This is a genomic window from Mycobacterium pseudokansasii, from assembly GCF_900566075.1.
Taxonomy (GTDB): Bacteria; Actinomycetota; Actinomycetes; order Mycobacteriales; family Mycobacteriaceae; genus Mycobacterium; species Mycobacterium pseudokansasii.
The window spans coordinates 4,430,287-4,456,484 of record NZ_UPHU01000001.1 but is presented as its reverse complement, the minus strand read 5'-3'; the positions used below and the strand labels follow the sequence as shown (position 1 = coordinate 4,456,484).

The following is a 26,198-nucleotide window of genomic DNA, read 5'->3' as shown; positions in this document are numbered from 1 at the left end:
ACCCGGGCCGAAACACGATGAGCGACAACCCGACTGACCGCGTCCGCAGCGCCTGCGAACAACTGCTCGCCGCCGGACGCGATGTCACCTTCGCCGCCGTCGCCGAGCACAGCGGCATCAGCCGCGCCACTTGCTACCGCAACCGGCAACTCCGCGCCGTCATCGACACCTACCGATCCCGCCACGGCGAAATGCTCACCATCACCGGACTCGCCGACCGCCTCGACAACCTCACCCAAGCCCTCGATGCCGTCGCCGCCAAAGTTCGCCGACAAGAAGAAGAACTCCGCACGCTCAAACGCCGAACCGCTACCCCGCGGCGGAGCCAGAAGCAAGATTAGCCGGAGAATCCTCGAACTTCGGATCGGTGGACACCTTGAACGTGTCCACTCGATGCGGCTTGATCCCTAAATCGGACCAGATACGTTGCACCGCAGAGTGACTCACTCCCACCCGGGTGCCCATCGTGCGGCATGACCAATGCGTGTGGCCGGGCGGGGTCTCCTCGGTGGTCAATCGCACGATCTGCGCGACCTGCTCGTCTGAGATCGTGGGCTTGCGGCCTCGTCCCTTACGTACCTGCCCCAGCTTGGCCAGCCCGTCCTCGCTGAACCTTTTGCGCCAGCTACGCACCGTCACCGGCGTCACCCCGACCTCCTCGGCGATGCGGGTGTTCGCCACGCCATCGGCAGCCATCAGCAACGCCCGCGCGCGCATCACCTGCCGATGCGGCACCGCATGAGACCGCGCCAACCTCTCCAACGTTTCACGCTCGCCAACCGACATAGCCAAGGCAACTGCAGGTGATGCGCTCACCGATCCAGAATACCGAACATGCAGCTAGATATTTACGTGACACACCATTGGCTTAGCCGGAACTCTCAGCGAGCCGGCTCGACCAACTCGATCAGGACGCCGCCGGCATCCTTGGGGTGGATGAAGTTGATTCGGGAATTCGCCGTGCCACGCCGGGCAGCGTCGTACACCAAACGGACGCCCTGCGAGCGCAGTCGGCGGCTGAGGGCGTCAAGATCGGCGACCCGGCAGGCGAACTGCTGGATGCCCGGTCCGCGCTTCTCCAGAAACTTTGCGATCGCCGACGATTCATCCATCGGGGCCATTAATTGGATCTGGGCTGTGGAGCCCGGCACCGCAAGCATGGCTTCGCGGATTCCCTGGTCGTCGTTGAGCTCCTCATGCACCAGGATCATGCCGAGGTGTTCGTGGTACCACTCGATCGCCGCGTCCAGATCGGTGACGGCGATGCCGACGTGATCCAGCCCGGTCACCAAGGAGGTGGCCACAACCTGACGGGCGTCAACTTGATCGGTGGTCATAACACAACGGTAACCTCATGGGGAAGAATCTGCTTCTCCGGGTTGGCTGGATCGGCCGTTCCCACGCTCTTAGGAGGTAGTCATGACGACGTCGGTGATCGTTGCTGGAGCCCGGACACCCGTCGGCAAGTTGATGGGTTCGCTGAAGGATTTCAGCGCCAGTGACCTGGGCGCCATCGCCATCAGGGGTGCCCTGGAAAAGGCCTTCCCGGGTGTGGAAAACCCGGCATCTCTGGTCGAGTACGTGATCATGGGCCAGGTCCTCACCGCGGGCGCGGGACAGATGCCCGCGCGGCAGGCGGCGGTCGCGGCGGGCATTGGCTGGGACGTGCCCGCGTTGACGATCAACAAGATGTGTCTGTCCGGCATCGACGCCATCGCGCTCGCTGACCAGCTGATTCGGGCCGGAGAATTCGACGTGGTGGTTGCCGGCGGTCAGGAGTCGATGACCAAGGCCCCGCATCTGCTGATGGACAGCCGGGCCGGCTACAAGTACGGCGACGTCACGGTTCTCGACCACATGGCCTACGACGGTCTGCACGACGTGTTCACCGATCAGCCCATGGGCGCGCTCACCGAGCAACGCAACGACGTCGACAAGTTCACCCGCGCTGAGCAGGACGAGTACGCGGCGCAGTCGCACCAGAAAGCGGCCGCTGCCTGGAAGGACGGGGTGTTCGCCGACGAAGTGGTGCCGGTGAGCATTCCGCAGCGCAAAGGCGATCCACTGCAGTTCAGCGAAGACGAAGGAATCCGGGCGAACACGACCGCCGATTCGTTGGGTGGTCTCAAGCCGGCGTTTCGCAAGGACGGCACCATCACCGCCGGCTCGGCCTCGCAGATCTCCGACGGCGCCTGCGCGGTCGTGGTGATGAGCAAAGAAAAGGCCCAGGAGCGCGGAGTTTCATGGCTGGTCGAGATCGGCGCGCATGGCGTCGTGGCGGGCCCGGATTCGACGTTGCAGTCGCAACCGGCCAACGCGATCAAGAAGGCGCTCAAGCGTGAGGGCATCTCGGTCGACCAGCTCGATGTCGTCGAGATCAACGAGGCGTTCGCCGCGGTCGCGCTGGCGTCGACGAGAGAGCTGGGGGTTGATCCCGAGATCGTCAATGTCAACGGTGGCGCGATTGCCGTCGGTCATCCCATCGGGATGTCGGGCGCGCGCATCACGCTGCACGTGGCACTCGAGTTGGCCCGCCGCGGCTCCGGTTATGGGGTTGCGGCCCTGTGTGGTGCGGGTGGCCAGGGTGACGCGCTGATCTTGCGTGCCGGCTAGGAGCGCGGGTCAGTAACACGCCGTCGGCGCTGCAGGGCTGATCGCCGGATGCACGCGATGATGGGGTGTGCCTGATGGTCTCGATTATGGCGGGTTGTTCGAGGTAGACCCTGCGCAGCGGGTAGATCCACATTTTGTGGTGCCGAAGTCGCCGGTGGTCAAGACTTTTCGGGCTTTCGACCCAGACCAGGGGTAGTTGTTGCCGCCGTCGCTGGATGACTGGTTGCCGGCCGAGCACCTGGCCCGGTTTATCGCCGATCTCGTCGATGATCACCTGGATTTATCTCGTATCCACGCGGCCTACACCGAAGTCCGCGGCGGGCCGCCCTATGACCCGCGGCTGATGGTGCGCATCCTGCTATATGGCTACACCACCGGGGTACGCTCGTCACGGCGGCTGGAAGCGGCCTGCGTCGATGTGGTGGCGTTTCGATGGCTGGCCGCCGGCAGCGCCCCGGATTATCGGGCGATCGCCCGGTTCCGCAAACGTCACCTGTCAGCGCTGGGACATCTGTTCGTCCAAGCGTTGGCGCTGTGTCAGGCCGCTGGCATGGTCAGCCTGGGCCAGGTGGCGCTGGATGGCACCAAGGTGCGCGCCAATGCCTCCCGGCGCAAAGCGATGAGTTATGCGCGGATGAGCCAGAAGGAAAAGATCCTCGCCGACGAGGTGTCGGCGCTGTTGGCTAATGCCGAGCGCATCGACAAGGCTGAGGACAACAAATTCGGCAAGAACCGCCGTGGCGACGAGCTGCCCGAAGAGCTGGCCCGCCGCGAAACCCGGCTGGCTAAGATCCGCGAGGCCAAGGCCGCCTTGGAGGAGGAGGCCCGCCATCGGGCCCGCGAGCAGGCCGAGGCCAGCGCCCGGGACCGCGGCGATGACGCCGAGGTCGTCGTGGCCAAGGGCGAGGCCGCGGCCGCGCAGGCAGTCCCGAAACCCAAGGCGCAGCGCAACTTCACCGACCCGGATTCAAAGATCATGCCCACCAGTGACGGCGCTTTCCACCAGTGCTACAACGCCCAAGCCGTGGTTGACGCCGATCATTGACCGCTGCTCACAGGTGAGGAATTTCGGCGAGCACACCTGGGGACTTTCGATGAGCGCGATCATCATCAGGTGATCGTCGCGACCGAGGTCAACACCTGCGCCGCCGATATGGGCAACCTGATCACGATGACCGACCAGACCACCGCCAACACCGGGCAGGCCCCGGCTCGGTTGCTCGCCGACGCCGGCTACTGCTCAGCCGACAACCTCGATGCCGCCGCCGACTACACCGACGCGCATGGCACCGAGTTCTACGTGGCCACCGGACGCCTCCGTCGTGGGGACCCGCCGCCGGTGGCCCCGCGTGGCCGGATCCCCAACACGGCCACCAGCAAGCAGCGCATGGCCCGCAAACTGACAACCAAGAACGGTCAACAGGTTTACGCCCGCCGCAAGGCGATCGTTGAACCGGTCTTCGGCCAGATGCACACCCTGCAAGACGCCAAACACCTGCTGCTGCGCGGGCTCGAGCAAGCTCGCGGCGAATGGCTGCTGCTCACCGCGTGCCACAACCTGCGAAAACTCCACGCCCACATCGGCGTGGACGGACTGACCGGCCTGGCAATGAGCTGACCCGACGGGCCTTCACGGGTGGCTTGTCCGCCCGAGTGTGCATCCACGGCATTGAGTCTGCGTCCAGGGCGGCGACACGCCGACGGACATCGCCCTGACCGCAGAATCAAAACCGACCACGCCCCGCAGCGCACTTAGACCCGCCCAACCTGTTACTGACCCGCGCTCCTAGCGCCGGCGGGCATGGCGACGTTGCTGGGATCCGTTCGTCGGATACTGATGTGATTTTCGTCATATACCGTGACCGCGGCCGCTCAGGCCACTTTTCGGTGATGATTTCCGCCGTCGGATGAAGGTCGGCGCCACCGGCTGGACGGCGCCCGACCCCGGCGTGACAGACTTGATGACGTGACACGTCCCCGACCTCCGATCGGGCCTGCCATGGCCGGTGCGGTCGATCTTTCCGGTCTCAAACAACGAGCTCAACAAAACGCTGCAACAGCCGGGGCTGCCGGCCGGACACCCGCTGCTCAGTCCGGCGCGGTCGAGATCACCGAAACCAATTTCGAGGACGAGGTGATCGCCCGCTCCGATGAGGTGCCCGTCGTGGTGCTGCTGTGGTCACCGCGCAGCGACGTGTGCGTCGACCTGCTCGACACGTTGTCCGGCCTGGGCGCAGCCGATCAGGGCACTTGGCAGTTGGCGACGGTCAACGTCGACGTTGCGCCCAGAGTGGCTCAGATATTCGGCGCACAGGCGGTCCCGACCGTGGTGGCACTGGCTGCGGCGCAACCGATCTCGAGCTTCCAGGGGCCCCAGCCCGCCGATCAGCTACGACGCTGGCTAGACTCGCTGCTGTCGGCGACAGCGGGAAAGCTCAGGGGCCCAACGGGTTCGGCAGAGTTCGCGGAAGTCGATCCGGCGGTGGCGCAGGCCCGCGCGGAACTCGAGGCCGGTGACTTCGAGGCGGCCAAGAAGTCTTATCAAGCGATTCTGGACGCCGAGCCGGGCAATGTCGAAGCGAAGGCGGCGATCCGGCAGATCGACTTCCTCACTCGCGCAACCGCACAGCGTCCGGACGCGGTCCTGGTCGCCGACGCCGCACCGGATGACATCGAGGCTGCGTTCGCGGCCGCCGACGTGCAAATCCTCAACCAGGATGTCACCGGGGCGTTCGAGCGATTGGTTGCTTTGGTGCGCAGTACATCTGGTGATGAGCGCACCAGAGTGCGTACTCGGCTGATCGAGCTGTTCGAGCTGTTCGACCCTGCCGATCCCGAAGTCATCGCGGGTCGGCGCAATCTTGCCAACGCCCTGTACTGAGTGGTACTGAGTGGTGGGGTCGGGCAGGCCTGAGTTTTCTGAGGGTCCTGTCAGCGTGGAAGGCAAGCACTTTGCTGGTGAGGGCGTCGAGGCCGTGATGCCGACGACGACCAGCGCGTCGATGCGACCGCGTGAGCTGCCGAACCCTCCAGGAGCGGGTGGCTGCGTGTCGACATTAACGCCACGCTGACCGGTCGACCGCAACGACAGCAGGGCAGTGGGGCCGCAGAACTGCCCGACAAATAGTGCGCGAGCGGCGACGCCTCCCCAGCGAGTGGTCGGGTCCACGCATCTTGACCATGGCTGGGTCGGTGCGTTGCCCGACCGCCGCGACCACACAAATTCACTGAAGTTCAGTATTCGCCGAGCTGGCCAACATGGTTGTGCCACCGGGGGTGAAGTACTCAAAAGGGGATAGGTATTGCGAAATAGTACGGTTTGTGACCCTGAAGCGGCACACTCGGTATTCTCTCCCGCCCGTCCTGGAGTTGCTGAGCTGAAGGAGATCATCGTGTCGTTTGTGGTTGCAGTACCTGAGATGTTTGCGACGGCACGAGCTGATTTATCGGGGCTCGGGGCGGTGATTGCCGAGGCTGATGCGGCTGCGGCGGCTGCGACGACGGCTGTGTTGGCCGCTGGTGCCGATGAGGTGTGGGTGGCGATTGCGACGCTGTTTGGTTCGCATGGGCAGGCTTATCAGGCGTTGCGCGCACAGGCGGCGAAGTTTCACGCTCAGTTTGTGCAGACCCTGGCGGCTGCGGGCAGTTCGTACGCGGCCGCTGAAGCGGCCAATGTTGAGCAGACGCTGCTTGGCGCGATCAATGCGCCGGCTCAAGCGCTGTTGGGTCGTCCGCTGATCGGCAACGGTGCTAACGGCGCGCCTGGTCAGCCCGGCGGTCCTGGCGGGCTGCTTTATGGCAATGGCGGCAATGGTGGTGCCAGCGTCACCGCCGGGGTGGCCGGTGGTCGCGGTGGAGCGGCGGGACTGATCGGAAACGGTGGACTGGGTGGGGCGGGTGGGGCCGGGGCTTCTGGTGGGGCTGGCGGTACGGGGGGATGGTTGGTTGGCAATGGCGGCGCGGGGGGGCCGGTGGGGCCGCTGCGACGGTTGCTAGCAACGCGGGCAACGGTGGCGCCGGTGGCAGTGCCGGGTTGTTTGGTGTGGGGGGCCATGGCGGGGCCGGCGGAGCCGGGGCCGCGGGCGCTTCGGGGGTTAATCCGGGGCCTGCCACCCCAACCACCCCTGCGGCCAATGGCGCCAACGGTGGTCTGTTGCCCGATGGCGCCGGTAGTGGTGGCCAGCATGGCGACGCCGGCACCGCTGTCGGTCAGGCTGGTGGCACCGGCGGCACCGGTGGCACCGCCGGCACCGGCATCGTCGACGGCGCGGGCGGAGGCGGCGGTGCGGGCGGGGCGGGCGGTCCGGGCGCGCCCGGTGGAACCGGCGGCAACGGCGGCGCTGGCGGCGGTGGCGCCGGCGGCGGCGGCGGAGGCGTCGGGGGCGCCGGGGGCGACGGCGGCGGTCACCTTGCCAGCGGCGATAGCGGCGGCGGAGCCCACGGCGGGGCCGGCGGCTTGACGGGATATGGCGGTAACGGCGGCGGTATCGGGGGTGGCTCAGGCCGCAACGGCATTACCTCCGGTGGGGGTGGCGGTAGCGCGGGCGGTGCGGGCGGGATCGGCGCGCCGGGCGGTCATGGCGGAAACGGCGGTGACGGCGGCTATGTTCCGCCTGAAAATTCAGGTAACGGCGGTGGCGGTGGGGGCGCGGGCGGCGCCGGGGGCGTCGGCGGCAATGGCGGCAGTGGTGGCGCCGCCTACAGCGGGTATTTCGCCGGCAATGGCGGCCGTGGTGGTGATGGCGGAATCGGCGCCGCGGGAAGTGCTGGTTCCAACGGCGGCACCGGGGGCGCCGGGGGTCGTGGTGGCCTGCTGTTTGGCTACGGCGGAAACGGCGGTAGCGGCGCGACCCATGGCGGGAACGGCAATGCCGGCGCGGCCGGCGCAAACGGCGGGCACGGACAAAACGGCGTACACGGCGCACCGGGCTGACAATGGCTGCGGGCCATCGACAGCGCCCACCATCGATTGCTCGTCTCGGTACGGAATATCACCGGGTCACCTACCTGACTTCGGTCATTTAGTGCGTAGGTCGGCTCCGCTGATTTGGGCGAGGGCGTCGCGTAGGTCGGCGGGCAGTGGATCGGCGGCGGTGAGGGTGTGTTGGCCGGCTCGGATGTCCACGGTGCGGTATCGGCGTGTGGTGCGCACGAATTGCCGGATACTCCAACCGGTTTGGTGTTCGATCCAGTGGCTGACTGCGAGCGCGGCGAACACGATGTTTAGGTGGGCCTCGATGGACTCGCGTTTGTGGTGGTAGATCGGGCGGGCGGCCAGGTCGTGCTTGGACATCCGGAACGCCTTCTCGATCCGCCACAACTGGTGATACGCATCGATGACGAAGTCTGCGGTCTGGCCGGTCAGGTTGGTGGTGTAGCCCTTGATCCCGGCCAACTCGCGGGCTTTGGCTTCTAACTCCCGGTTCACCGACCGGTTCTCGCCGGTCACGGTGATGAACCGGTTGCGTTTGAGGGGGGCCTTCCCGTCGACGGCGGCCTGGGCTTTGGCTACCTGCTCATCGATACCACGCAGGGTGCGCCGGGCCCGGTCAGCACGGTACTGGTAGAAGATGACCCGGTCGGGGATCCCGCGGGCCTTCTCCTTGCTGCTGGCCGGCCAGGCCTGGGTGAAGATGTGCCCGTCAGGGATGTCCTCGCCGGGATGCTTGTCGCGCCATTCGCGTATGACGCCGGGCAGGAACGGGATCCTGGAGCCGAGGATGAAGGTCAGCCCGGCGGCGTAGATCGCTTTCTGGTTGTCCTCGGAGATCATGCCGGCATCAGCGACCACTGTGACATCGGTGAGTTGGTGGGCCTTCTTGAAGGCGTTGATGACGGGCAGCATCGTCTTGGTTTCACCCTTGTCGCCTTCAAATGCGTGTACTGCCAATGGAAATCCAGTCGCATCGGTGAGCAGGCCGATGGTGATCTGCGGTTCGAGCCGACGTTCTTTGGAGAATCCGGGCTCGCGGAATCCGTCGGCCTTATCGGTCTCGAAGTACAGCGTCGAGACGTCGTAGAGCACCAACGACGCCGGCCCCAACGCCGCCTGAACCGCGCACGCCTTGGACAACGCCCGGCCGAAAGCCGCTGTGGCGAACCGCGGCAGGTGCCGGGTCAGGGTGCGGTAGGACACCGTGGCGATACCGGTCTCGGCCAGTACCCGCAGCGAGTCGGCCTTACTGGTCGGCTCGATGATCCGGGCCAGCACCAGATCCCGGAACACCTCATCGGCTCCAGCGGCCCGATCGAAGCCAAGCCGGACATACGCAGCGCACAAGCTGTCCCACAAAAACGCCATCCGCGAAGAGACGATTTCCAAAGAGGCACCGGATATTTCGGTGTCACCGACATCAAGGTCGAGGGTCTGCTGACCTCCAGTAAGCCGCCGTACGGCCGCCGTCTTGAGTGCTTGCAATTCCACCGCGTCATGAGCCGAACCCACATGCTCGATCGAGCGTGCACCGCGCCGCGACGACCACACAATCTGCACCGCTGTCGCCCCCGACTTGGTCCTCACCGTCCGCATATAGGCCACTCCGGCACCCGACGAACCCATCCGTTAGTGCACACATTCCGGCCCCAACGACCACAAAACAGCAGGTCCAAGCGTCGCGCCAACCCCAAACCGGAAAAGTGACCGAAGTCAGGACCGGGTCACCTAGATGCGGAGCGCGATATCGGCCTTGTCCGTCTGACGCCAAAGTGCAGGCATGCCGGATTCAGGCGGAAAGTTTCCTCCGGCGGCTGCTAAGCCTAAGCCGGCTCCAGCCATAACGCCGACGTGGGCGGCAGCACCAGCACCGCCGAGGCGGGGCGGCCGTGCCAGGGATCTTCGGTGGCGTCGACGCCCCCGAGGTTGCCCACTCCAGTCCCGTTGTAGTCGGTCGCGTCGGTGTTGAGGACCTCGCGCCAGCGGCCCGCCGCCGGGAGGCCCAGCCGGTAGCCGCTGTGCTCGGCGCCCGCGAAATTGAACACGCACGCCATCACCGAGCCGTCGTTGCCGTAGCGCAGGAAGCTCAACACATTATTGGCCGAATCGTTGGCGTCGATCCAGGAATAGCCCGCCGGAACGGTGTCTTGGCTCCACAGTGCCGGGTGGCTGCGGTAGATCTCGTTGATGTCGCGCACCAGGCGCAGGATCCCGTTCGAGAAGCCTTGTTCGTCGAGCTGGAACCAGTCCAGACCGTGTTGCTCGGACCATTCGGCACGCTGGCCGAATTCCTGGCCCATGAACAGCAGTTGTTTGCCCGGGTGTGCCCACTGGTAGGCGAGCAGACTGCGCAGCCCGGCGGCCTTCATGTGGTTGTTGCCCGGCATCCGGCCCCACAGCGTCCCCTTGCCGTGCACCACCTCGTCATGGCTGAGGGGCAGCACGTAGTTCTCACTGAACGCATACAGCATCGAGAACGTCATCTCATGGTGGTGGAAGCTGCGGTAGACCGGATCGCGACTGATGTAGTCAAGCGTGTCGTGCATCCAGCCCATGTTCCATTTCATCGAAAAGCCAAGGCCGCCAAGGCTCGTCGGTCTCGTCACTCCCGGCCACGACGTCGACTCCTCGGCGATGGTGACGATGCCGGGCGCCACTTTGTGCGCGGTGGCGTTCATCTCCTGCAGGAACTGCACCGCCTCCAAGTTCTCCCGCCCGCCGTAGATATTGGGGGTCCAGCCGCCCTCGGGGCGCGAGTAATCCAGGTAGAGCATCGATGCCACCGCGTCCACCCGCAGCCCGTCGATGTGGAATTCCTGGAGCCAAAACAACGCGTTGGCCACCAAGAAGTTTCGTACCTCCGGCCGCCCGAAGTCGAAAACGTAAGTGCCCCAGTCCAGTTGCTCGCCACGTTTGGGATCGGAATGCTCGTAGAGCGGAGTGCCGTCGAACCGTCCGAGCGCCCATGCGTCCTTGGGGAAGTGGGCCGGCACCCAGTCCACGATGACCCCGATGCCGGCTTGGTGAAGGGCGTCGACCAGCGCCCGGAAATCGTCGGGGGTACCGAAGCGCGATGTCGGGGCGTAGTACGACGTGACCTGGTATCCCCAGGATCCGGCGAAGGGGTGCTCGGCCACGGGCAGCAGCTCCACATGGGTAAACCCGTGTGCCACCACGTAATCGGTCAGCTCCCGGGCAAGCTGGCGGTAGCTCAGCCCGGGACGCCAGGAGCCCAGATGGACCTCGTAGGTACTCATCGGCTCGAACACCGGGTTGCGCTGGGCACGCCGCGCCATCCAGTCGGTGTCGCCCCAGGAGTAGTTGCTCACCGTCACCCGCGATGCCGTCTGCGGCGGCACCTCGGCGCCGAACGCGAACGGGTCGGCCCGATCGGTCACGACGCCGTCGGCACCGTGCACCCGAAACTTGTACAGGCCGTCGTCCGGGAAACCGGGCCAGAACAACTCCCACACTCCCGAGGAGCCCAGCACGCGCATGGGCGCGTCGTTTCCGGTCCAGCCGTTGAAATCACCGATCAGGCTGACGCCCTTGGCGTTGGGTGCCCACACCGCGAACGACACGCCCTCGACGTCACCGTCGGCCGTGCTGAACGAGCGGCGGTGCGCGCCAAGGACTTTCCAGAGTCGTTCATGGCGGCCTTCGGCGAACAGATGCAGGTCGACTTCACCCAGGGTGGGCAGAAAGCGGTAAGCGTCGGCGACCGTATAGGGGTCCGCGCCCACATAGCTGACCTGCAACCGGTAATCGATTAAGTTGACGAAGGGCAGCGCCACGGCGAACAGTCCGACGTCAATGTGCTGCATCGGCAGTTGCTCGTCACCGACGAGCGCGACGACGCTGACCGCATGCGGACGAAATGCCCGGATGACCGTGTGGTCGCCGTATTCGTGGGCGCCCAGGATGCTGTGCGGGTTATGGTGTGCGCCGGCCACCAGGCGCGCCAGCTCGGCAGGGTCAGGCGCCAAGTGCGTCACGGGCAGTTGATCGGTTCGGCTCTTGGATCGGCTCAAGTCGCTCACCTCCTGCGCAGCAGTGTGATTCGGGATTCTTCCGGTATGAGTGGCATGTTGATGACGTGGGCGACTGCCTGCGCCGGGTCGATGCGAACATAATTTGCTTGCCCCCAATTGAATTCCTGGCCGGTTATCTCGTCACGGACCCAAAACCGCTCGTAGGGCTCCATACCCAGCGCGGCCATGTCCAGCCACAGGGTTGCTTCCTCGGGCCCGAGCGCGTTGAGCGTGACCACCACCAGGACACAGTCCCCGGATGACGGATCGAACTTGCTGTAGGCCAGCAACGCCTCGTTGTCGAGGTGGTGGAAATGAATGGTGCGTAGCTCCTGCAGCGCGGGATGCAGGCGCCGAATTGCGTTGAGTGCTGTGATGAACGGCTCCAGTGACCTGCCTTCGGCAAGCGCGCCTGCGAAGTCTCGGGGACGCAGTTCGTATTTCTCCGAGTCCAGGTATTCCTCGCTGCCTTCCCGCACCGCCCGGTGCTCGAACAGCTCGTAACCGGAGTACACGCCCCAGGCCGGGCCCATGGTGGCCGCCAGGACCGCGCGGATGGCGAACATGCCGGGGCCGTTGTGTTGCAGGACCGCGTGCAGGATGTCGGGGGTGTTGACGAAGAGGTTGGGCCGGCGAAAATCGGCGAATTCGGCTATCTCATTACCGAATTCGGTGAGCTCCCACTTGGACGTGCGCCAGGTGAAGTAACTGTAGGACTGCGTGAAGCCCAGTTTGGCCAGCCCGTACTGGCGGGCCGGCGGAGTGAATGCCTCCGACAAGAACAACACGTCGGGGTGGGTGGTCTTGACCTGACCGATCAGCCAAGACCAGAAGTCGGGTGGCTTGGTGTGCGGGTTGTCGACCCGAAAGAACTTGACGCCGTGGTCAATCCAATGTCGTACCACGCGCAGCACTTCGTCGTAGAGTCCGGCGGGGTCGTTGTCGAAGTTGAGCGGATAGATGTCCTGATATTTCTTCGGCGGGTTCTCCGCGTAGGCGATGGTGCCGTCCGGCAGTTGGGTGAACCAGTTGCGGTGTTCACGGGCCCACGGATGGTCGGGCGCGCATTGCAGGGCGAGGTCCAGGGCCACCTCCAGGCCCAGGTTTCGCGCCGCGGCAACGAAGTCGTCGAAATCGTCGATGGTGCCCAGGCTCGGATGGATGGCGTCGTGGCCGCCCTCGTCGCTGCCGATCGCCCACGGAGATCCGACGTCACCGGGCGCAGCGGTGGGGTTGTTGTTGCGGCCCTTGCGGTGCACCTTGCCGATCGGATGGATCGGCGGCAGGTACACCACGTCGAATCCCATCCGCGCGATGCGCGGCAGTTCGTCCGCCGCGGTGGCAAAGGTGCCGTGTACCGGTTTGCCGTCGTCGTCCCGGCCTCCGGTCGAGCGCGGGAACATCTCGTACCACGCCCCGAAGCGGGCCAGCGGCCGATCGACCCAGATCCCGAACTGTTCGCCGCGGGTAACCAGGTCCCGCAGCGGATAGGTTTTGAGCAGGTCCTCGATTTCCGGGGACAGGGCTAGCGCGGAGCGGGTCACCGGATCCCCGGGATTCCGCAACGCCGCGGCGGCCTCCATCAGGGGCCAGCGCTGCGCGCGCGGCACGCCCGTGGCGGCGCGCTCGAGTAGCGTGGCGCCGATCAGCAAGTCGTTGGACAATTCTTTTTCGCCTTGGCCGGCGTCGAGTTTGGCGACCAGGCCATGACGCCAGGTGTGTACCGGGTCACCCCAACCGTCGACCCGGAAGGTCCATAGTCCGGCGCTGTCGGGGGTGAACTGGCCGTGGAACACATAGGGCTCCGGGCCCATCGTCATCGGGAACAACAGCGGCTTGACGCGCTGATGCTCGGCCGGCCTGGCCGTCACCTCGGATTCCAGCGCTCGCACCGCCGAGACCCTGCGCACGTCGGTGACCAGCGGATAACGCGGGCCGAGATAGCGCACGACCAAGGTCGCGGCCACCGCTTCGTGGCCTTCGCGCCATACCGAGGCGCGGACCGGCAGGACCTCACCGACCACCGCCTTGGCGGGGTAGGTGCCGCATGAGACGACGGGCTCGACGTCATCGATCTCGACACGACCGGGCACCAATCACTCCGTTCTGTTCGCGGCTCGCCCACGCAGGCGGGGAACCCGACCTAGCTCCGCCCTTGGCCTGCCATGCCGCCCGTTCCCGGGCTCGTCCACCCCGGGGACGAGCAACAGCGGTGTCGCCGGGGTGTCCATCGTGTGTCGTTGTCTGCTCGTCTTAGCGACCCATACCCACCCTAGTGTCCGGCCACACCGGCGCGGCCGAACCTGTCGCCGAGTGCCCTGCGCCGAGCGGAATCCTCAGTAAGGTAAAGACGCGTGAAGGCCCTCCGCCGGTTTACCGTCCGTGCTCATCTGCCCGACCGTCTTGCCGCGCTGGACCAGTTGTCGACCAACCTGCGGTGGTCCTGGGAAAAGGCCACCCAGGACCTGTTCGCCCGCATCGACCCGGCGCTGTGGGCAAGCTGCGGCAATGACCCGGTGGCGGTGCTGGGTGCGGTCAAACCGGCACGCCTGGACGAGTTGGCGCTCGACGAGGAATTCCTGTGCCGCCTCGACGAGCAGGCGGCCGATCTGGCCGACTACCTGAGCCGCCCACTGTGGTATCAGCAACACGAGCAGGCGGGCATTGCAGGGACATCCGGGACGACCCTGCCCTCCAGCATCGCGTATTTCTCGATGGAATTCGGCATTGCCGAGGTGCTGCCCAATTACTCGGGCGGCCTTGGGATCCTGGCTGGAGATCACCTGAAGGCCGCATCGGATCTGGGATTGCCGCTGATCGCGGTCGGTCTCTACTACCGCTCGGGATACTTTCGGCAGTCGCTGACCGCTGACGGCTGGCAGCAGGAGACCTATCCGTCGTTGGATCCGCATGGGCTGCCGTTGCGTCTGCTCACCCACGCCAGCGGTGATCCGGTGCTGGTCGAGCTGGCGCTGCCGGACTCCGCGCAACTGCGGGCGCGGATCTGGATCGCACAGGTGGGCCGGGTTCCGCTGCTGCTGCTGGATTCCGACATCCCGGAAAACGAGCACGAGCTGCGCAGCGTGACCGACCGCCTCTACGGGGGTGATCAAGAACACCGGATCAAGCAGGAAATCTTGGCCGGCATCGGCGGGATACGGGCGATTCGCGCGTTCACCGCCATCCAGGGGTTGCCGGCCCCCGAGGTTTTCCACATGAACGAGGGCCACGCCGGATTCCTGGGAGCCGAACGCATCCGGGAACTCATCACCGACTCGGGATTGGACTTCGATACCGCGCTGACGGTGGTGCGGTCCAGCACGGTGTTCACCACACACACTCCGGTGCCCGCCGGTATCGACCGGTTCCTGGTGGACATGGTGCAGCGGTACTTCGGCGATGACGAGGCGACGCTGCTGCCGGGGGTGCCGACCGATCGGATCCTCGCGCTGGGCGCCGAGGACGATCCCACCAAGTTCAACATGGCCCACATGGGTCTGCGGCTGGCGCAACGAGCCAACGGTGTCTCGCTGCTGCACGGCAGGGTCAGCCGGGCCATGTTCAACGAGCTGTGGCCCGGATTCGACCCCGACGAAGTACCGATCGGGTCGATCACCAACGGGGTGCACGCCCGCAGCTGGGCCGCGCCGCAATGGCTGCAACTGGGCCGCGAATTGGCCGGTTCGGACTCCTTCGCCGAGCCGGCCGTCTGGCTGCGGTTGCAGCAGGTCGATGCCGGCCATCTGTGGTGGATCCGGTCTCAGCTGCGCTCGTTGCTGGTTGCGGACGTGCGGGCGCGGTTGCGTCAGTCATGGCTGGAACGCGGTGCCTCTGAAGCCGAATTAGGCTGGATCGCAAAGGCTTTCGATCCGGATGTGTTGACCATCGGGTTCGCCCGCCGGGTTCCGACATACAAGCGGCTGACCCTGATGCTGCGTGATCCGGATCGACTCGAGAAGCTGCTGCTGGACCCGGAACGGCCGGTACAGCTGATCGTGGCGGGCAAGTCCCATCCGGCCGACGACGGGGGAAAGGCGCTGATCCAGCAGGTGGTGCGCTTCGCCGACCGGCCACAGGTGCGCCACCGCATCGCGTTCTTGCCCAACTACGACATGTCGATGGCCCGGTTGTTGTACTGGGGTTGCGATGTGTGGCTGAACAACCCGTTGCGGCCGTTGGAGGCATGCGGAACCTCAGGGATGAAGAGTGCGCTCAACGGGGGCCTGAACCTGTCCGTCCGCGACGGGTGGTGGGACGAATGGTACGACGGCGAAAACGGCTGGGAGATACCGTCTGCCGACGGCGTGGCCGATCCGGAACGACGCGATGACCTGGAGTCCACTGGGCTGTACAACCTGCTGGAACAGGCGGTGGCACCGAAGTTTTACGAGCGCGACGAACACGGCGTTCCCCCGCGATGGATGGAGATGGTGCGCCACACCCTGCAGACCCTGGGACCCAAAGTGCTGGCTTCCCGCATGGTGCGCGACTACGTCGAGCACTACTACGCGCCGGCGGCGCACTCGTGGCGCAAGACCATCGGTGTCGCCGACGACGGCACCGAGTTCGGCGGGGCCCGCGAGCTGGCCGCCTACCGGCGGCGGGCCGCAGCGGCGTGGCCGCGAATCGAGATCACCGACGTGGACAGCGCCGGGCTGCCCGATACTCCGCTGCTCGGCTCCAAGCTGACCTTGACCGCAATCGTGCAGCTGGCCGGGCTGCAGCCCGACGAGGTGACCGTGCAGGCGGTGCTGGGCAGGGTCGACGCCGGCGATATGCTGCTGGACCCGACCACCGTCGATATGTCGCACACCGACACCGACGGCGTCAGCCACATCTTCTCGACGACGACGCCGCTGCCGCTGGCGGGGGCCGTCGGGTACACCGTGCGCGTGCTGCCGCGCCATCCGATGCTCGCCGACGGCAACGAGCTCGGGCTGGTCACCCTCGCCGGGGGCTGATCAACCGGCGGCCGACAATCGCCGCAGCGCCGCGCGGACCTGGGTGGCGCTGGTGGTCTGCCAGAACGGGGGCAGCGAGGCTCGCAGGTAGTCCCCGTAGCGGGCGGTCACCATTCGCGAGTCCAGCACCGCCACCACCCCGCGGTCGCTGACCCGGCGCAACAGCCGACCCGCGCCTTGTGCCAGCAGCAGCGCCGCATGGTTGGCGGCGACCGTCATGAAACCGTTGCCGCCGCGAGCCGCCACCGCGCGCTGGCGGGCGCTCAGCAGTGGGTCGTCCGGACGTGGAAACGGGATGCGGTCGATCAGGACCAACGACAGCGACGGTCCGGGTACGTCGACGCCCTGCCACAACGACAGCGTGCCGAACAGCGAGGTGGCGGGGTCGGCGCTGAATTGCTCAACCAGCGCGGAGGTGGTGTCGTCGCCCTGGCATAACACCGGTGTGGAAAGCCGGTCGCGCATGGCTTCGGCGGCGGCACGAGCCGCGCGCATCGAGGAGAACAGGCCCAGGGTGCGCCCGCCGGCCGCGGTGATGAGTTCGGCGATTTCGGTCAGTTGCTCGGCCGACCCGGTGCCGTCCCGCCCGGGCGGCGGCAGATGGGCCGCCACGTAGAGAATTCCCGACTTCGCGTGCTGGAACGGCGATCCCACATCCAGGCCGCGCCAGCCGGTATCCGAAGGTGGGTCTGACGTCAGGCCCCAGGCCGCCGCCATCGAGTCGAATGTCCCGCCGATTGCCAGCGTCGCCGAGGTCAGCACCGTCGTCGAACGGGCGAACACGGCAGTGGCCAGCAGGTCGGCGACCGACAGCGGAGCCACCCGCAGCACGCTGCGTGGCGAACCGCGGTTCTCCTCGTGGTCGAGCCAGACGACGTCGGTGCGGTCGGGGATCGCCGGTGCGAAGGACGTCAGTATTCGCGAAGCAGTATCGGAGATGTCGGTCAGGGCCGCGGCGGCTTCGGCTCTGGCGGATGCCGCTTTGGCGTCGCTGCTGCTGTCGATCGCCGATCGGGCTGCGCCGGCTGCGTCGCGTAGCGCCGTCAGGTATGTCGCCAACTCGTCGTCGAGGTAATCAATGCGCCCGGGCGACGCGTCGTGGATCGCCGAGGAGAAGGTCGCCGATGCGGCTTCCAACCGCTCGAGTACCTCCGGGCCGACCAACCGGGCGATCCGCCGCGCCGCTACGCCGAGTGTCGCCGACGTCAGCTCAGCGGTGGCCACTGAGGTCACCCGGTCGGCCAACTCATGCGCCTCGTCGACCACCAGGAGTCGATGTTCGGGCAGCACCGAGGATTCGGCAACGGCATCCACGGCCAGCAGCGCATGATTGGTGACGACGATATCGGCCGCACCCGCCCTGGCGCGGGCCCGTTCGGAGAAGCACTGGGAGCCAAACGGGCATCGGGCCACGCCGATGCATTCCCGTGCGGAGACGCTGACCTGCGACCATGACCGATCGGCCACGCCGGGCTTGAGGTCGTCGCGGTCCCCGGAGTCGGTCGTGGCCGCCCATTCGGTAAGCCGTTGCACGTCGCGGCCCAGCGCGGTCACGGCCATGGGGTTGAAGAGTTCCTCCTGCGGCTCGCCGGCCGCGTCGGTGGTCGCGCTGTCGTTGTGAACCTTGTTGAGACACAGGTAGTTTCCCCGCCCTTTGAGCAATGCGAACTGCGGCCGGCGGGGCAGGGAAGCGGCGAGCGCATCGGCGAGTCGGGGTAGGTCGCGATCGACGAGTTGCCGCTGCAGGGCGATCGTTGCGGTAGACACCACGACGGGCTCGTCGTCACCGACCGCACGGACAATCGCCGGAATCAGGTACGCCAGGGACTTGCCGGTGCCGGTGCCGGCCTGGACGACGAGGTGCTGGCCGGTCGCGAAAGTCTGCGCCACGGCGTTGGCCATCTCCAGCTGGCCGCGGCGCTCGCTGCCGCCCAGGGCTGCCACGGCGACGGCCAGCAACTCGGGAACAGACACCTCAGGCGTGGTTACTCCCTCGTCGAATCGAATTTCAGGGCGTGATCGTCAGGGTCGGAATAGCCGGCTCGCCGGCCGCCAATTTCAGTCCCTCCCACGGCAGGCTCCCCAGCCCGAACGCCACCAGCTTGCGGGCCGCCGCCAGTGCAGTGCTACCGGTATCGGCGACCACGTCCCCGCCGCGAACCAGTGGCGTGGTCAACACTCGGTGCGGCTCGGTGGTGGTCGGTGGGCGCCCCGCCGGATGCACGATTTCCTCGGTGATGGTTCCCGTGGGCTTCGACAGCCGCAGCGCTGCTTTGTGGCCGCCGCGGGATTCCTTGTGGCTGCTGCGTTTTTGCACAGGTATGCCGTCGACCTCGACCAGTTTGTAAACCATGTTCGCGGTCGGTGCACCCGAGCCGGTGACCAGCGACGTCCCGACGCCGTAATGATCGACCGGCTCCGCGCGCAGCGCCGCGATGGCGAACTCGTCGAGATCGCCGGACACCATGATGCGGGTCTGCTTGGCGCCGAGTTGGTCGAGCTGCTCGCGGGCTTGGCGGGCCAGCACGCCCAACTCGCCTGAGTCGATGCGGACCGCGCCGAGCCCGGTACCGGCGGCCGCGACAGCGTTGGCGATACCGGTCGTCACGTCGTAGGTGTCGACGAGCAGCGTCGTGTCCGGCCCCAGCGCCTCGACCTGGGCGCGGAATGCGGCTAACTCTGACACCGCCGAGGGGCTGTCGCGGTGGGCGTACAGCATCGTGAACGCGTGGGCCGCGGTGCCTTCGGTGGGTATCCCGTAGCGTCGCTGAGCTTCCAGATTGGACGAGCCCGCGAAGCCCGCGACATAAGCTGCCCGGGCGGCGGCGACCGCGGCGCGCTCATGCGTCCGGCGTGAGCCCATTTCGACCAGCGGGCGGCCTCCGGCGGCGCTGACCATCCGCGCTGCCGCGGATGCGATGGCCGTGTCGTGGTTGAAGATCGACAGCACCAGCGTTTCCAGCAGCACGCATTCGGCGAAACTGCCGTGCACTGAGAGCACCGGGGAACCGGGGAAGTACAGTTCGCCTTCCGGGTAGCCGTCGATATCGCCGCAGAAGCGAAAGTCCCGGAGGTAATCCAGGGTCTCGGGGTCGAGGAAGTGGGCCAGCAACTCGCATGCGTCGTCGTCGAACCTGAACTGCGGCAACAGCTCCAGCAGTCGACCGGTTCCGGCCACCACCCCGTACCGCCGGTCCGCGGGAAGCCGGCGAGCGAACACTTCCCACGTGGTCCGGCGATCGGCTGTGCCGTCGCGCAACGCGGCCGCGAGCATGGTCAGTTCGTACTTGTCGGTCAGGAGCCCAGCGGGGACCGAGTCATTCACCCCGCAACCGTATCGGTTGGCGTCGGGGTCTCGGTATCCACCGCAATCGCTCGCTATCCTATGGCTATGGTTGCTGCATCAGCGCCCGCCAAGCCCGGATCGACCGGGCAACGCGAGTCCGCGCCGGTCGATGTGACGGCCAGTCCGTGGGTGACCATCGTCTGGGACGACCCGGTCAACTTGATGAGCTACGTGACGTATGTGTTCCAAAAATTGTTCGGCTACAGCGAGCCGCATGCCACCACGTTGATGTTGCAGGTGCACAACGAGGGAAAGGCAGTGGTCTCGGCCGGCAGCCGGGAGGCCATGGAGGTCGACGTGTCCAAACTGCACGCCGCCGGATTGTGGGCGACGATGCAGCAGGACCGGTGAGCTTCGAGGGTATCCGGATCCAGCGTGCGCAAATGGAAGCGCGTCGAAACCCGCAACGGCCCCCGTTTTCGGTCTGCCTTGGCTCCCCATGAGGCAGCCCTGCTCAAGAATCTGGTCGGCGCGATGGTCGGTCTGTTCGATGAACGCGAATCGTCGGCTCCGACAGATGAACTCGAAGAAATTACCGGCATAAAGACCGGGCATTCCGACCGTCCGGGTGACCCGACGCTGGGTCGGCTGCTGCCGGATTTCTACAAGCTGGATCTGGGCGACCCGATGACCCTCGATGCGTCGGAGACGCTCAACGCCGCCCTTCGCAGTTTGCATGAGCCGGCAATCATCGACGCCAAACGCGGTGCGGCACAGCAGTTGTTGCAGACGGTCCCGGAAAACGGCGGACGGTTCGAGCTGACGGAGGCGGATGCCAACGCCTGGGTTGCTGCCGTCAACGACTTACGGCTGACCCTGGGAGTCCTGCTCAACGTCGGTCCACAGGGGCCCGAGCGGCTGCCGGCTGACCATCCGATGGCCGCGCACTATGACGTCTACCAGTGGCTGACAGTGCTGCAGGAATACCTCGTCCTGGTGCTGATGGGCAAGCCCGGATGATCGCGACGGCAGCCGGATGAACGCCATCACCGACGTCGGCGGCATCCGCGTCGGCCACCACCAGCGGCTTGACCGCGACGCGTCGCTCGGCACCGGCTGGGCGTGCGGCGTCACCGTGGTGCTGCCGCCACCCGGAACGGTCGGTGCGGTCGATTGCCGCGGTGGTGCGCCCGGAACCCGTGAGACCGACCTGCTGGATCCGGTCAACAGTGTCCGCTTCGTAGACGCGGTGCTGCTCGCCGCCGGCAGCGCCTACGGCCTGGCCGCCGCCGACGGCGTCATGCGCTGGCTGGAGGAACACCAGCGCGGTGTCGCAGTGGGTACGGGGGGCGCGGGTGTGGTGCCCATTGTCCCGGCCGCGGTGATCTTTGACCTGCCGGTCGGGGGCTGGGATTGCCGGCCGGGAGCTGACTTCGGCTATCTGGCCTGTGAAGCCGCGGGGATCGATGTCGCCACCGGGACCGTGGGCGCGGGCGTCGGCGCGCGCGCCGGACTCCTCAAGGGCGGTGTCGGCACAGCGTCCACCGTGCTGCCCTCCGGCGTCACCGTCGGCGCGGTCGTCGTGGTGAACTCGGTGGGCAACGTCGTCGATCCGGCCACCGGCCTGCCGTGGATGGCGGACTTGATCGACGAGTTCGCGCTGACCCAACCGCCCGCCGAGCAGGTCGCGGCGTTGGCGCAACTGCCGGCGGGATCGAGCCCAATGAACACCACCATCGCGGTGGTTGCGACGGACGCGGCGCTGAGTCCGGCGGCGTGCCGGCGCGTCGCGATCGCGGCTCACGACGGGCTGGCCCGCTCGATCCGGCCAGCCCACACGCCGTTGGATGGCGATACCGTCTTCGCGCTGGCCACCGGTGCGGTCGAGGTGCCGCCGGACCCCGGCATACCCGCCGCTCTCTCGCCGGAGACGGGGCTGGTCAGCGCGGTGGGAGCGGCCGCCGGCGATTGCCTGGCCCGAGCGGTGTTGGCTGGTGTCATCGCCGCCGCGCCGGTGGCCGGAATACCGAGCTACCCCGGCATGTTGCCCGGAGCATTCGGTGCACGTGCGGAAGGGAACCGCTGAGGTGCTGGTGATTCGTGCCGACCTGATCGAAGCGATGCTCGCCCATGCGCGCCGCGATCATCCTGACGAAGCCTGCGGGGTGCTGGCGGGGCCGGAGGGTTCCGACCGTCCCCAGCGGCACATCCCGATGACCAATGCGCAGCGCTCGCCGACGTTCTACCGTATCGATTCCGGTGAGCAACTCCAGGTGTGGCGATCCATGGAAAGCGCCAACGAAGTGCCGGTTGTCATCTATCACTCGCATACGGCGACTGAGGCCTACCCGAGCCGTACGGACGTCAGCCTGGCCGCCGAACCGGAGGCGCATTATGTGTTGGTTTCCACCCGTGATACCGAGCTTTTTGAGCTACGCAGCTACCGCATCGTCGCCGGTGCCGTCACCGAAGAGCCTGTCCATGTCGTCGAGCAGTATCGAACATCTGTGAAAGTCCCCGGAACGTCCCCGGAAAGTCCCGAAAAGTCGAAGGAAGCCCTGCATGAGCGTCACCGTGTCCATCCCGACCGTCCTGCGACCGCACACCGATGGCCAGAAGCGCGTCTCCGCGAACGGCGACACGCTCGGTGCGGTCATCAACGACCTCGAGGCCAACTACGCGGGCATCTCCGAGCGGCTGATCGATAACGGCAAGCTGCACCGCTTTGTGAACGTCTACGTCAACGACGAGGATGTGCGGTTCTCCGGTGGTCTGGACACCGTCCTATCCGACGGCGACTCGGTCACCATCCTGCCCGCCGTGGCGGGCGGGTAAGCGGAGCGCATGACGCGATACGACTCGCTGCTACAGGCCTTGGGCAACACCCCGCTGGTGGGTCTGCGGCAGCTGTCACCGCGCTGGGCAGACGAGGCCGACGCAGCACACGTGCGGCTGTGGGCCAAGCTCAAAGACCGAAATCCGACCGGATCGATCAAAGACCGGCCGGCGCTGCGGATGATCGAGCAGGCCGAACAGGACGGGCGGTTGTCGCCCGGCACCACCATCGTCGAGCCCACCAGCGGCAACACCGGCATCTCGCTGGCGATGGCGGCCCGGTTGAAGGGGTATCGGCTGATATGCGTGATGCCCGAGAACACCTCGATGGAACGGCGTCAGCTGCTGGAGTTCTATGGCGCGAAAATCACTTTTTCGCCGGCCGAGGGGGGATCCAATACAGCGGTGGCCGCCGCCAAGGAGCTTGCCGCCGCCAACCCGTCGTGGGTGATGCTGTACCAGTATGGCAATCCGGCCAACACCGATGCGCACTACTGCGGTACCGGCCCCGAATTGCTGGCAGACCTGCCCGAAGTCACCCATTTCGTCGCCGGCCTGGGCACCGCCGGCACGCTGATGGGTACCGGCCGGTTTCTGCGTGAGCGGGTTCCCGGTGTCCAGATCGTGGCGGCCGAGCCACGCTACGGCGAGGGGGTGTACGCGTTGCGAAACATCGACCAGGGCTTTGTCCCCGAACTGTATGACCCCGAGGTGCTGACCGCGCGATATTCCGTCGGCGCGCACGACGCGGTGCGCCGGACCCGTGAACTGGCGGCAGCCGAGGGCATCTTCGCGGGTATCTCGACGGGCGCGGTGCGGCACGCCGCACTGGGAGTCGCGGCGAATGTCGTCCAGTCGGGTAATCGCGCCGACATTGCCTACGATGCAGTAAGGGCACCGCCCGCTTGCGGGGGACGTAGCGATGAGGAGGAGCGGCGCCAATGACCGCGCATCCGCGCACACCCAAGAAGCAGCCGGAAAAGCGGCCGCGCTGGATCGTCGGCGGGGCGACCATCCTCACCTTCGTCGCGCTGCTGTATCTCGTTGAACTGATCGACCAGCTGTCGCGGCATTCTTTGGACGTCAACGGCATCCGCCCGCTGAAAACCGACGGGTTGTGGGGCATCGTTTTCGCGCCGCTGTTGCACGCCAACTGGGCACACCTGATGGCCAACACCATTCCCTTGCTGGTGTTGGGATTCCTGATGACGCTGGCCGGATTGTCGCGGTTCGTCTGGGCGACGGTGATCGTGTGGATCCTGGGCGGCTTCGGAACCTGGCTCATCGGAAATGTGGGCAGCAGCTGCGGTCCGACCGACCACATCGGAGCGTCCGGGCTGATCTTCGGCTGGTTGACCTTTCTGCTGGTGTTCGGCCTTTTCGTCCGCAAGGTCTGGGACATCGTCATCGGTTTGGTGGTCTTGTTCTTCTACGGTGGCGTCCTGCTGGGAGCACTGCCGCGGCTGGGCATGTGCGGCGGGGTGTCATGGCAGGGCCATCTGTGCGGCGCGCTTGCCGGCGTGGTGGCGGCATATCTCTTGTCGGCACCGGAGCGTAAATCCCGCGCACTGAAGAAGGCCGGCAACCGGCAGTTGCGTCCGAAGACATGAGCTCGCCGTTGGCGCCCGTCGGAATCTTCGACTCCGGCGTCGGCGGACTGACCGTCGCGCGGGCCATCATCGACCAACTGCCCGACGAAGACATCATCTACGTCGGTGACACCGGCAATGGCCCCTACGGTCCACTGACCATCCCCGAGATCCGCGCACACGCGTTGGCCATCGGCGACAACTTGGTTGACCGGGGTGTCAAGGTTTTGGTGATCGCCTGCAACTCGGCGTCCGCGGCGTGCCTGCGAGACGCGCGGGAGCGATACGACGTGCCCGTCGTCGAGGTGATCCTGCCGGCCGTACGCCGCGCGGTTGCCGCCACCCGCAACGGCCGCATCGGGGTGATCGGCACTCGCGCGACCATCACCTCCCACGCCTACCAAGACGCCTTCGCCGCCGCGCGCGACACCGAGATCACCGCGGTGGCCTGTCCGCGGTTCGTGGATTTCGTCGAGCGTGGGGTCACCAGCGGCCGTCAGGTGCTGGGGCTGGCGGAGGGTTACCTGGAGCCGTTGCAGCGTGCCGGGGTGGACACTCTGGTGCTCGGTTGTACGCACTATCCACTACTGTCCGGACTCATTCAACTGGCCATGGGAGACCCCGTCACACTGGTCTCGAGCGCCGAGGAGACCGCCAAAGAAGTTCTCGCGGTGCTGACCCGAAGCGACCTCCTGCGCCCGCACGATGCGCCGCCGGCTACCCGGATGTTCGAAGCCACCGGCGACCCGGAAGCCTTCACCCGGCTGGCGGCGCGATTTCTCGGGCCGGCGATCACCGGTGTGGAAGCCGTTGGTCATCCGCCTGTCAAATAGTGTCACGCGAGATTCTGCTCACCTATTGCGGCAATGTTTTTCTCATCGCGGTAATGGGCATGGCACAGTAGTGTCCGTGCGAATAACCGTGCTCGGATGCTCCGGGAGCGTCGTGGGTCCGGATTCGGCTGCGTCGGGTTATCTGCTCCGGGCTCCGGAAACCCCGCCGATGGTCATCGACTTCGGTGGCGGTGTGCTCGGCGCACTGCAACGACACCTGGACCCCGGGTCGGTGCATGTGCTGTTGTCGCATCTGCACGCGGACCACTGTCTGGATATGCCTGGGTTATTTGTATGGCGCCGTTATCACCCAACGCCTCCGAAGGGCAAGGCGTTGTTATACGGGCCGAGCGACACCTGGTCGCGCTTGGGGGCAGCGTCGTCGCCCTACGGCGGCGAGATCGACGATTGCTCGGACATCTTCGACGTCCACCACTGGGTGGACGGCGAGCCGGTGACGTTCGGCGCGGTTACCGTGGTGCCCCGGGTCGTTGCTCACCCGACCGAGTCCTACGGCATGCGCTTTACCGATTCCACCGGCGCGTCATTTGCCTACAGCGGCGACACCGGCATCTGTGACCAGCTCGTCGAGTTGGCTCGCGGCGTCGACGTCTTTCTGTGCGAGGCCTCCTGGACACACTCCCCGGACCGTCCGCCGGACCTACATCTGTCCGGCACTGAAGCCGGAAGGGCCGCGAGGCGGGCCGGCGTCCGCGAACTCCTGCTGACCCACATTCCGCCATGGACGTCGCGCGAGGACGTCATCAGTGAGGCCAAGGCCGAGTTCGACGGACCCGTACACGCGGTGGTGTGCGGCGAGACTTTTGAAGTCCGGCGGGCCTGAAGCCCGCTGGTGAAGGCGGTGGTTCGGCGCAGATGAGCACACCAGCCCAGGTTCAGCGTTTACGAGCCCTCAAGCTGCTGCGGCGCGCTCGGGACAGGATGGACCGCGAGTATGCACAGCCGCTGAACGTCGACGCGCTCGCCCGCAGCGTGAATATGTCCGCCGGGCACTTCAGCCGCCAGTTCAAGCTCGCCTATGGCGAATCGCCCTATTCGTATCTGATGAGGCGGCGCATCGAGCGCGCGATGGCGCTCTTGCGTCGCGGCGACCTTG

Annotated in this window: 18 protein-coding genes and 5 pseudogenes; 16 read left to right on the top strand and 7 right to left on the bottom strand. The window is 66.3% G+C overall.

Annotation, left to right across the window (positions count from 1 at the left end):
• Positions 1-17 precede the first annotated feature (17 nt).
• Positions 18-341 (top strand): DUF6262 family protein, encoded by a 324-nt coding sequence (locus EET10_RS20045; RefSeq protein ID WP_036400314.1) that lies wholly within the window; start codon positions 18-20, stop codon positions 339-341.
• Here EET10_RS20045 and EET10_RS20040 read toward each other — a convergent pair.
• Together EET10_RS20040 and mce are read right to left on the bottom strand one after the other, a co-directional pair.
• Positions 310-816, bottom strand: a complete 507-nt coding sequence (locus EET10_RS20040) for a helix-turn-helix domain-containing protein (RefSeq protein WP_136622985.1) — start codon at positions 814-816, stop codon at positions 310-312. The two genes, EET10_RS20045 and EET10_RS20040, sit on opposite strands and share 32 nt — an antisense overlap.
• A gap of 65 nt (positions 817-881) precedes the next feature.
• Positions 882-1,337 (bottom strand): methylmalonyl-CoA epimerase, encoded by a 456-nt coding sequence (gene mce / locus EET10_RS20035; protein WP_036400309.1) that lies wholly within the window; start codon positions 1,335-1,337, stop codon positions 882-884.
• A gap of 82 nt (positions 1,338-1,419) precedes the next feature.
• On the opposite strand from mce, the gene EET10_RS20030 reads away from it, so the two are divergent.
• From EET10_RS20030 to EET10_RS20015, 4 genes and pseudogenes are all read left to right on the top strand, one after another.
• Entirely contained in the window at positions 1,420-2,613 is a 1,194-nt protein-coding gene (locus EET10_RS20030) for an acetyl-CoA C-acetyltransferase (protein WP_036400308.1), read from the top strand.
• 196 nt (positions 2,614-2,809) lie between these two features.
• A pseudogene (locus EET10_RS20025) lies at positions 2,810-4,231 on the top strand (transposase).
• Positions 4,232-4,579: 348 nt separating this feature from the next.
• Entirely contained in the window at positions 4,580-5,494 is a 915-nt protein-coding gene (locus EET10_RS20020) for a thioredoxin family protein (protein WP_122502431.1), read from the top strand.
• Between the two features lie 511 nt (positions 5,495-6,005).
• Positions 6,006-7,546, top strand: a pseudogene (locus tag EET10_RS20015) (PE family protein).
• Positions 7,547-7,630: 84 nt separating this feature from the next.
• Here EET10_RS20015 and EET10_RS20000 read toward each other — a convergent pair.
• From EET10_RS20000 to EET10_RS19990, 3 genes are all read right to left on the bottom strand, one after another.
• Positions 7,631-9,151 (bottom strand): IS1634 family transposase, encoded by a 1,521-nt coding sequence (locus EET10_RS20000; protein ID WP_036400320.1) that lies wholly within the window; start codon positions 9,149-9,151, stop codon positions 7,631-7,633.
• Positions 9,152-9,369: 218 nt separating this feature from the next.
• Positions 9,370-11,547 carry a 1,4-alpha-glucan branching protein GlgB gene (gene glgB / locus EET10_RS19995; protein ID WP_423793601.1) on the bottom strand — a complete coding sequence of 726 codons (2,178 nt, stop codon included), beginning with the start codon at positions 11,545-11,547 and terminating at the stop codon, positions 9,370-9,372.
• Between the two features lie 35 nt (positions 11,548-11,582).
• Positions 11,583-13,670 carry an alpha-1,4-glucan--maltose-1-phosphate maltosyltransferase gene (locus EET10_RS19990; protein WP_036400301.1) on the bottom strand — a complete coding sequence of 696 codons (2,088 nt, stop codon included), beginning with the start codon at positions 13,668-13,670 and terminating at the stop codon, positions 11,583-11,585.
• Between the two features lie 261 nt (positions 13,671-13,931).
• Here EET10_RS19990 and glgP point away from each other — a divergent pair, with 261 nt between their 5' ends.
• A complete protein-coding gene (gene glgP, locus EET10_RS19985; RefSeq protein WP_036400300.1) occupies positions 13,932-16,538 on the top strand; it encodes an alpha-glucan family phosphorylase in 2,607 nt (868 codons plus the stop codon).
• On the opposite strand, the gene EET10_RS19980 is transcribed toward glgP, so the two are convergent.
• Positions 16,539-18,512, bottom strand: a complete 1,974-nt coding sequence (locus EET10_RS19980) for an ATP-dependent DNA helicase (protein ID WP_099187562.1) — start codon at positions 18,510-18,512, stop codon at positions 16,539-16,541.
• 34 nt (positions 18,513-18,546) lie between these two features.
• Positions 18,547-19,863, bottom strand: coding sequence for a nicotinate phosphoribosyltransferase (locus tag EET10_RS19975; protein ID WP_036400298.1), 1,317 nt, complete (start codon positions 19,861-19,863; stop codon positions 18,547-18,549).
• A 66-nt stretch (positions 19,864-19,929) separates the two neighbouring features.
• On the opposite strand from EET10_RS19975, the gene clpS reads away from it, so the two are divergent.
• The 10 genes and pseudogenes from clpS to EET10_RS19925 form a co-directional block, all read left to right on the top strand.
• Positions 19,930-20,235 carry an ATP-dependent Clp protease adapter ClpS gene (gene clpS, locus EET10_RS19970; RefSeq protein WP_036400296.1) on the top strand — a complete coding sequence of 102 codons (306 nt, stop codon included), beginning with the start codon at positions 19,930-19,932 and terminating at the stop codon, positions 20,233-20,235.
• A gap of 24 nt (positions 20,236-20,259) precedes the next feature.
• Positions 20,260-20,844, top strand: a complete 585-nt coding sequence (aosR, locus tag EET10_RS19965; RefSeq protein ID WP_036400294.1) for an oxidative stress transcriptional regulator AosR — start codon at positions 20,260-20,262, stop codon at positions 20,842-20,844.
• A 16-nt stretch (positions 20,845-20,860) separates the two neighbouring features.
• Positions 20,861-21,910, top strand: coding sequence for a P1 family peptidase (locus EET10_RS19960; protein ID WP_036400292.1), 1,050 nt, complete (start codon positions 20,861-20,863; stop codon positions 21,908-21,910).
• A pseudogene (locus EET10_RS19955) lies at positions 21,885-22,322 on the top strand (M67 family metallopeptidase); the annotation flags it as partial. The gene EET10_RS19960 and the pseudogene EET10_RS19955, both read left to right, overlap by 26 nt.
• Before the next feature lie 64 nt (positions 22,323-22,386).
• On the top strand, positions 22,387-22,659 hold the full coding sequence (locus tag EET10_RS30270; protein WP_036400290.1) for a MoaD/ThiS family protein: 273 nt from the start codon (positions 22,387-22,389) through the stop codon (positions 22,657-22,659).
• 9 nt (positions 22,660-22,668) lie between these two features.
• Positions 22,669-23,538, top strand: a pseudogene (locus tag EET10_RS19945) (pyridoxal-phosphate dependent enzyme); the annotation flags it as partial.
• Positions 23,539-23,600: 62 nt separating this feature from the next.
• Complete coding sequence (locus EET10_RS19940; protein WP_036400288.1) at positions 23,601-24,269, top strand: rhomboid family intramembrane serine protease; 669 nt, start codon at positions 23,601-23,603, stop codon at positions 24,267-24,269.
• Entirely contained in the window at positions 24,266-25,081 is an 816-nt protein-coding gene (gene murI, locus EET10_RS19935; RefSeq protein ID WP_036400286.1) for a glutamate racemase, read from the top strand. Before EET10_RS19940 ends, murI begins: the two co-directional genes overlap by 4 nt.
• Positions 25,082-25,151: 70 nt before the next feature.
• Positions 25,152-25,925, top strand: a complete 774-nt coding sequence (locus EET10_RS19930) for a cyclic nucleotide-degrading phosphodiesterase (RefSeq protein WP_174719704.1) — start codon at positions 25,152-25,154, stop codon at positions 25,923-25,925.
• 32 nt (positions 25,926-25,957) lie between these two features.
• Positions 25,958-26,197, top strand: a pseudogene (locus EET10_RS19925) (helix-turn-helix domain-containing protein); the annotation flags it as partial.
• Between the last annotated feature and the right edge of the window lies 1 nt (position 26,198).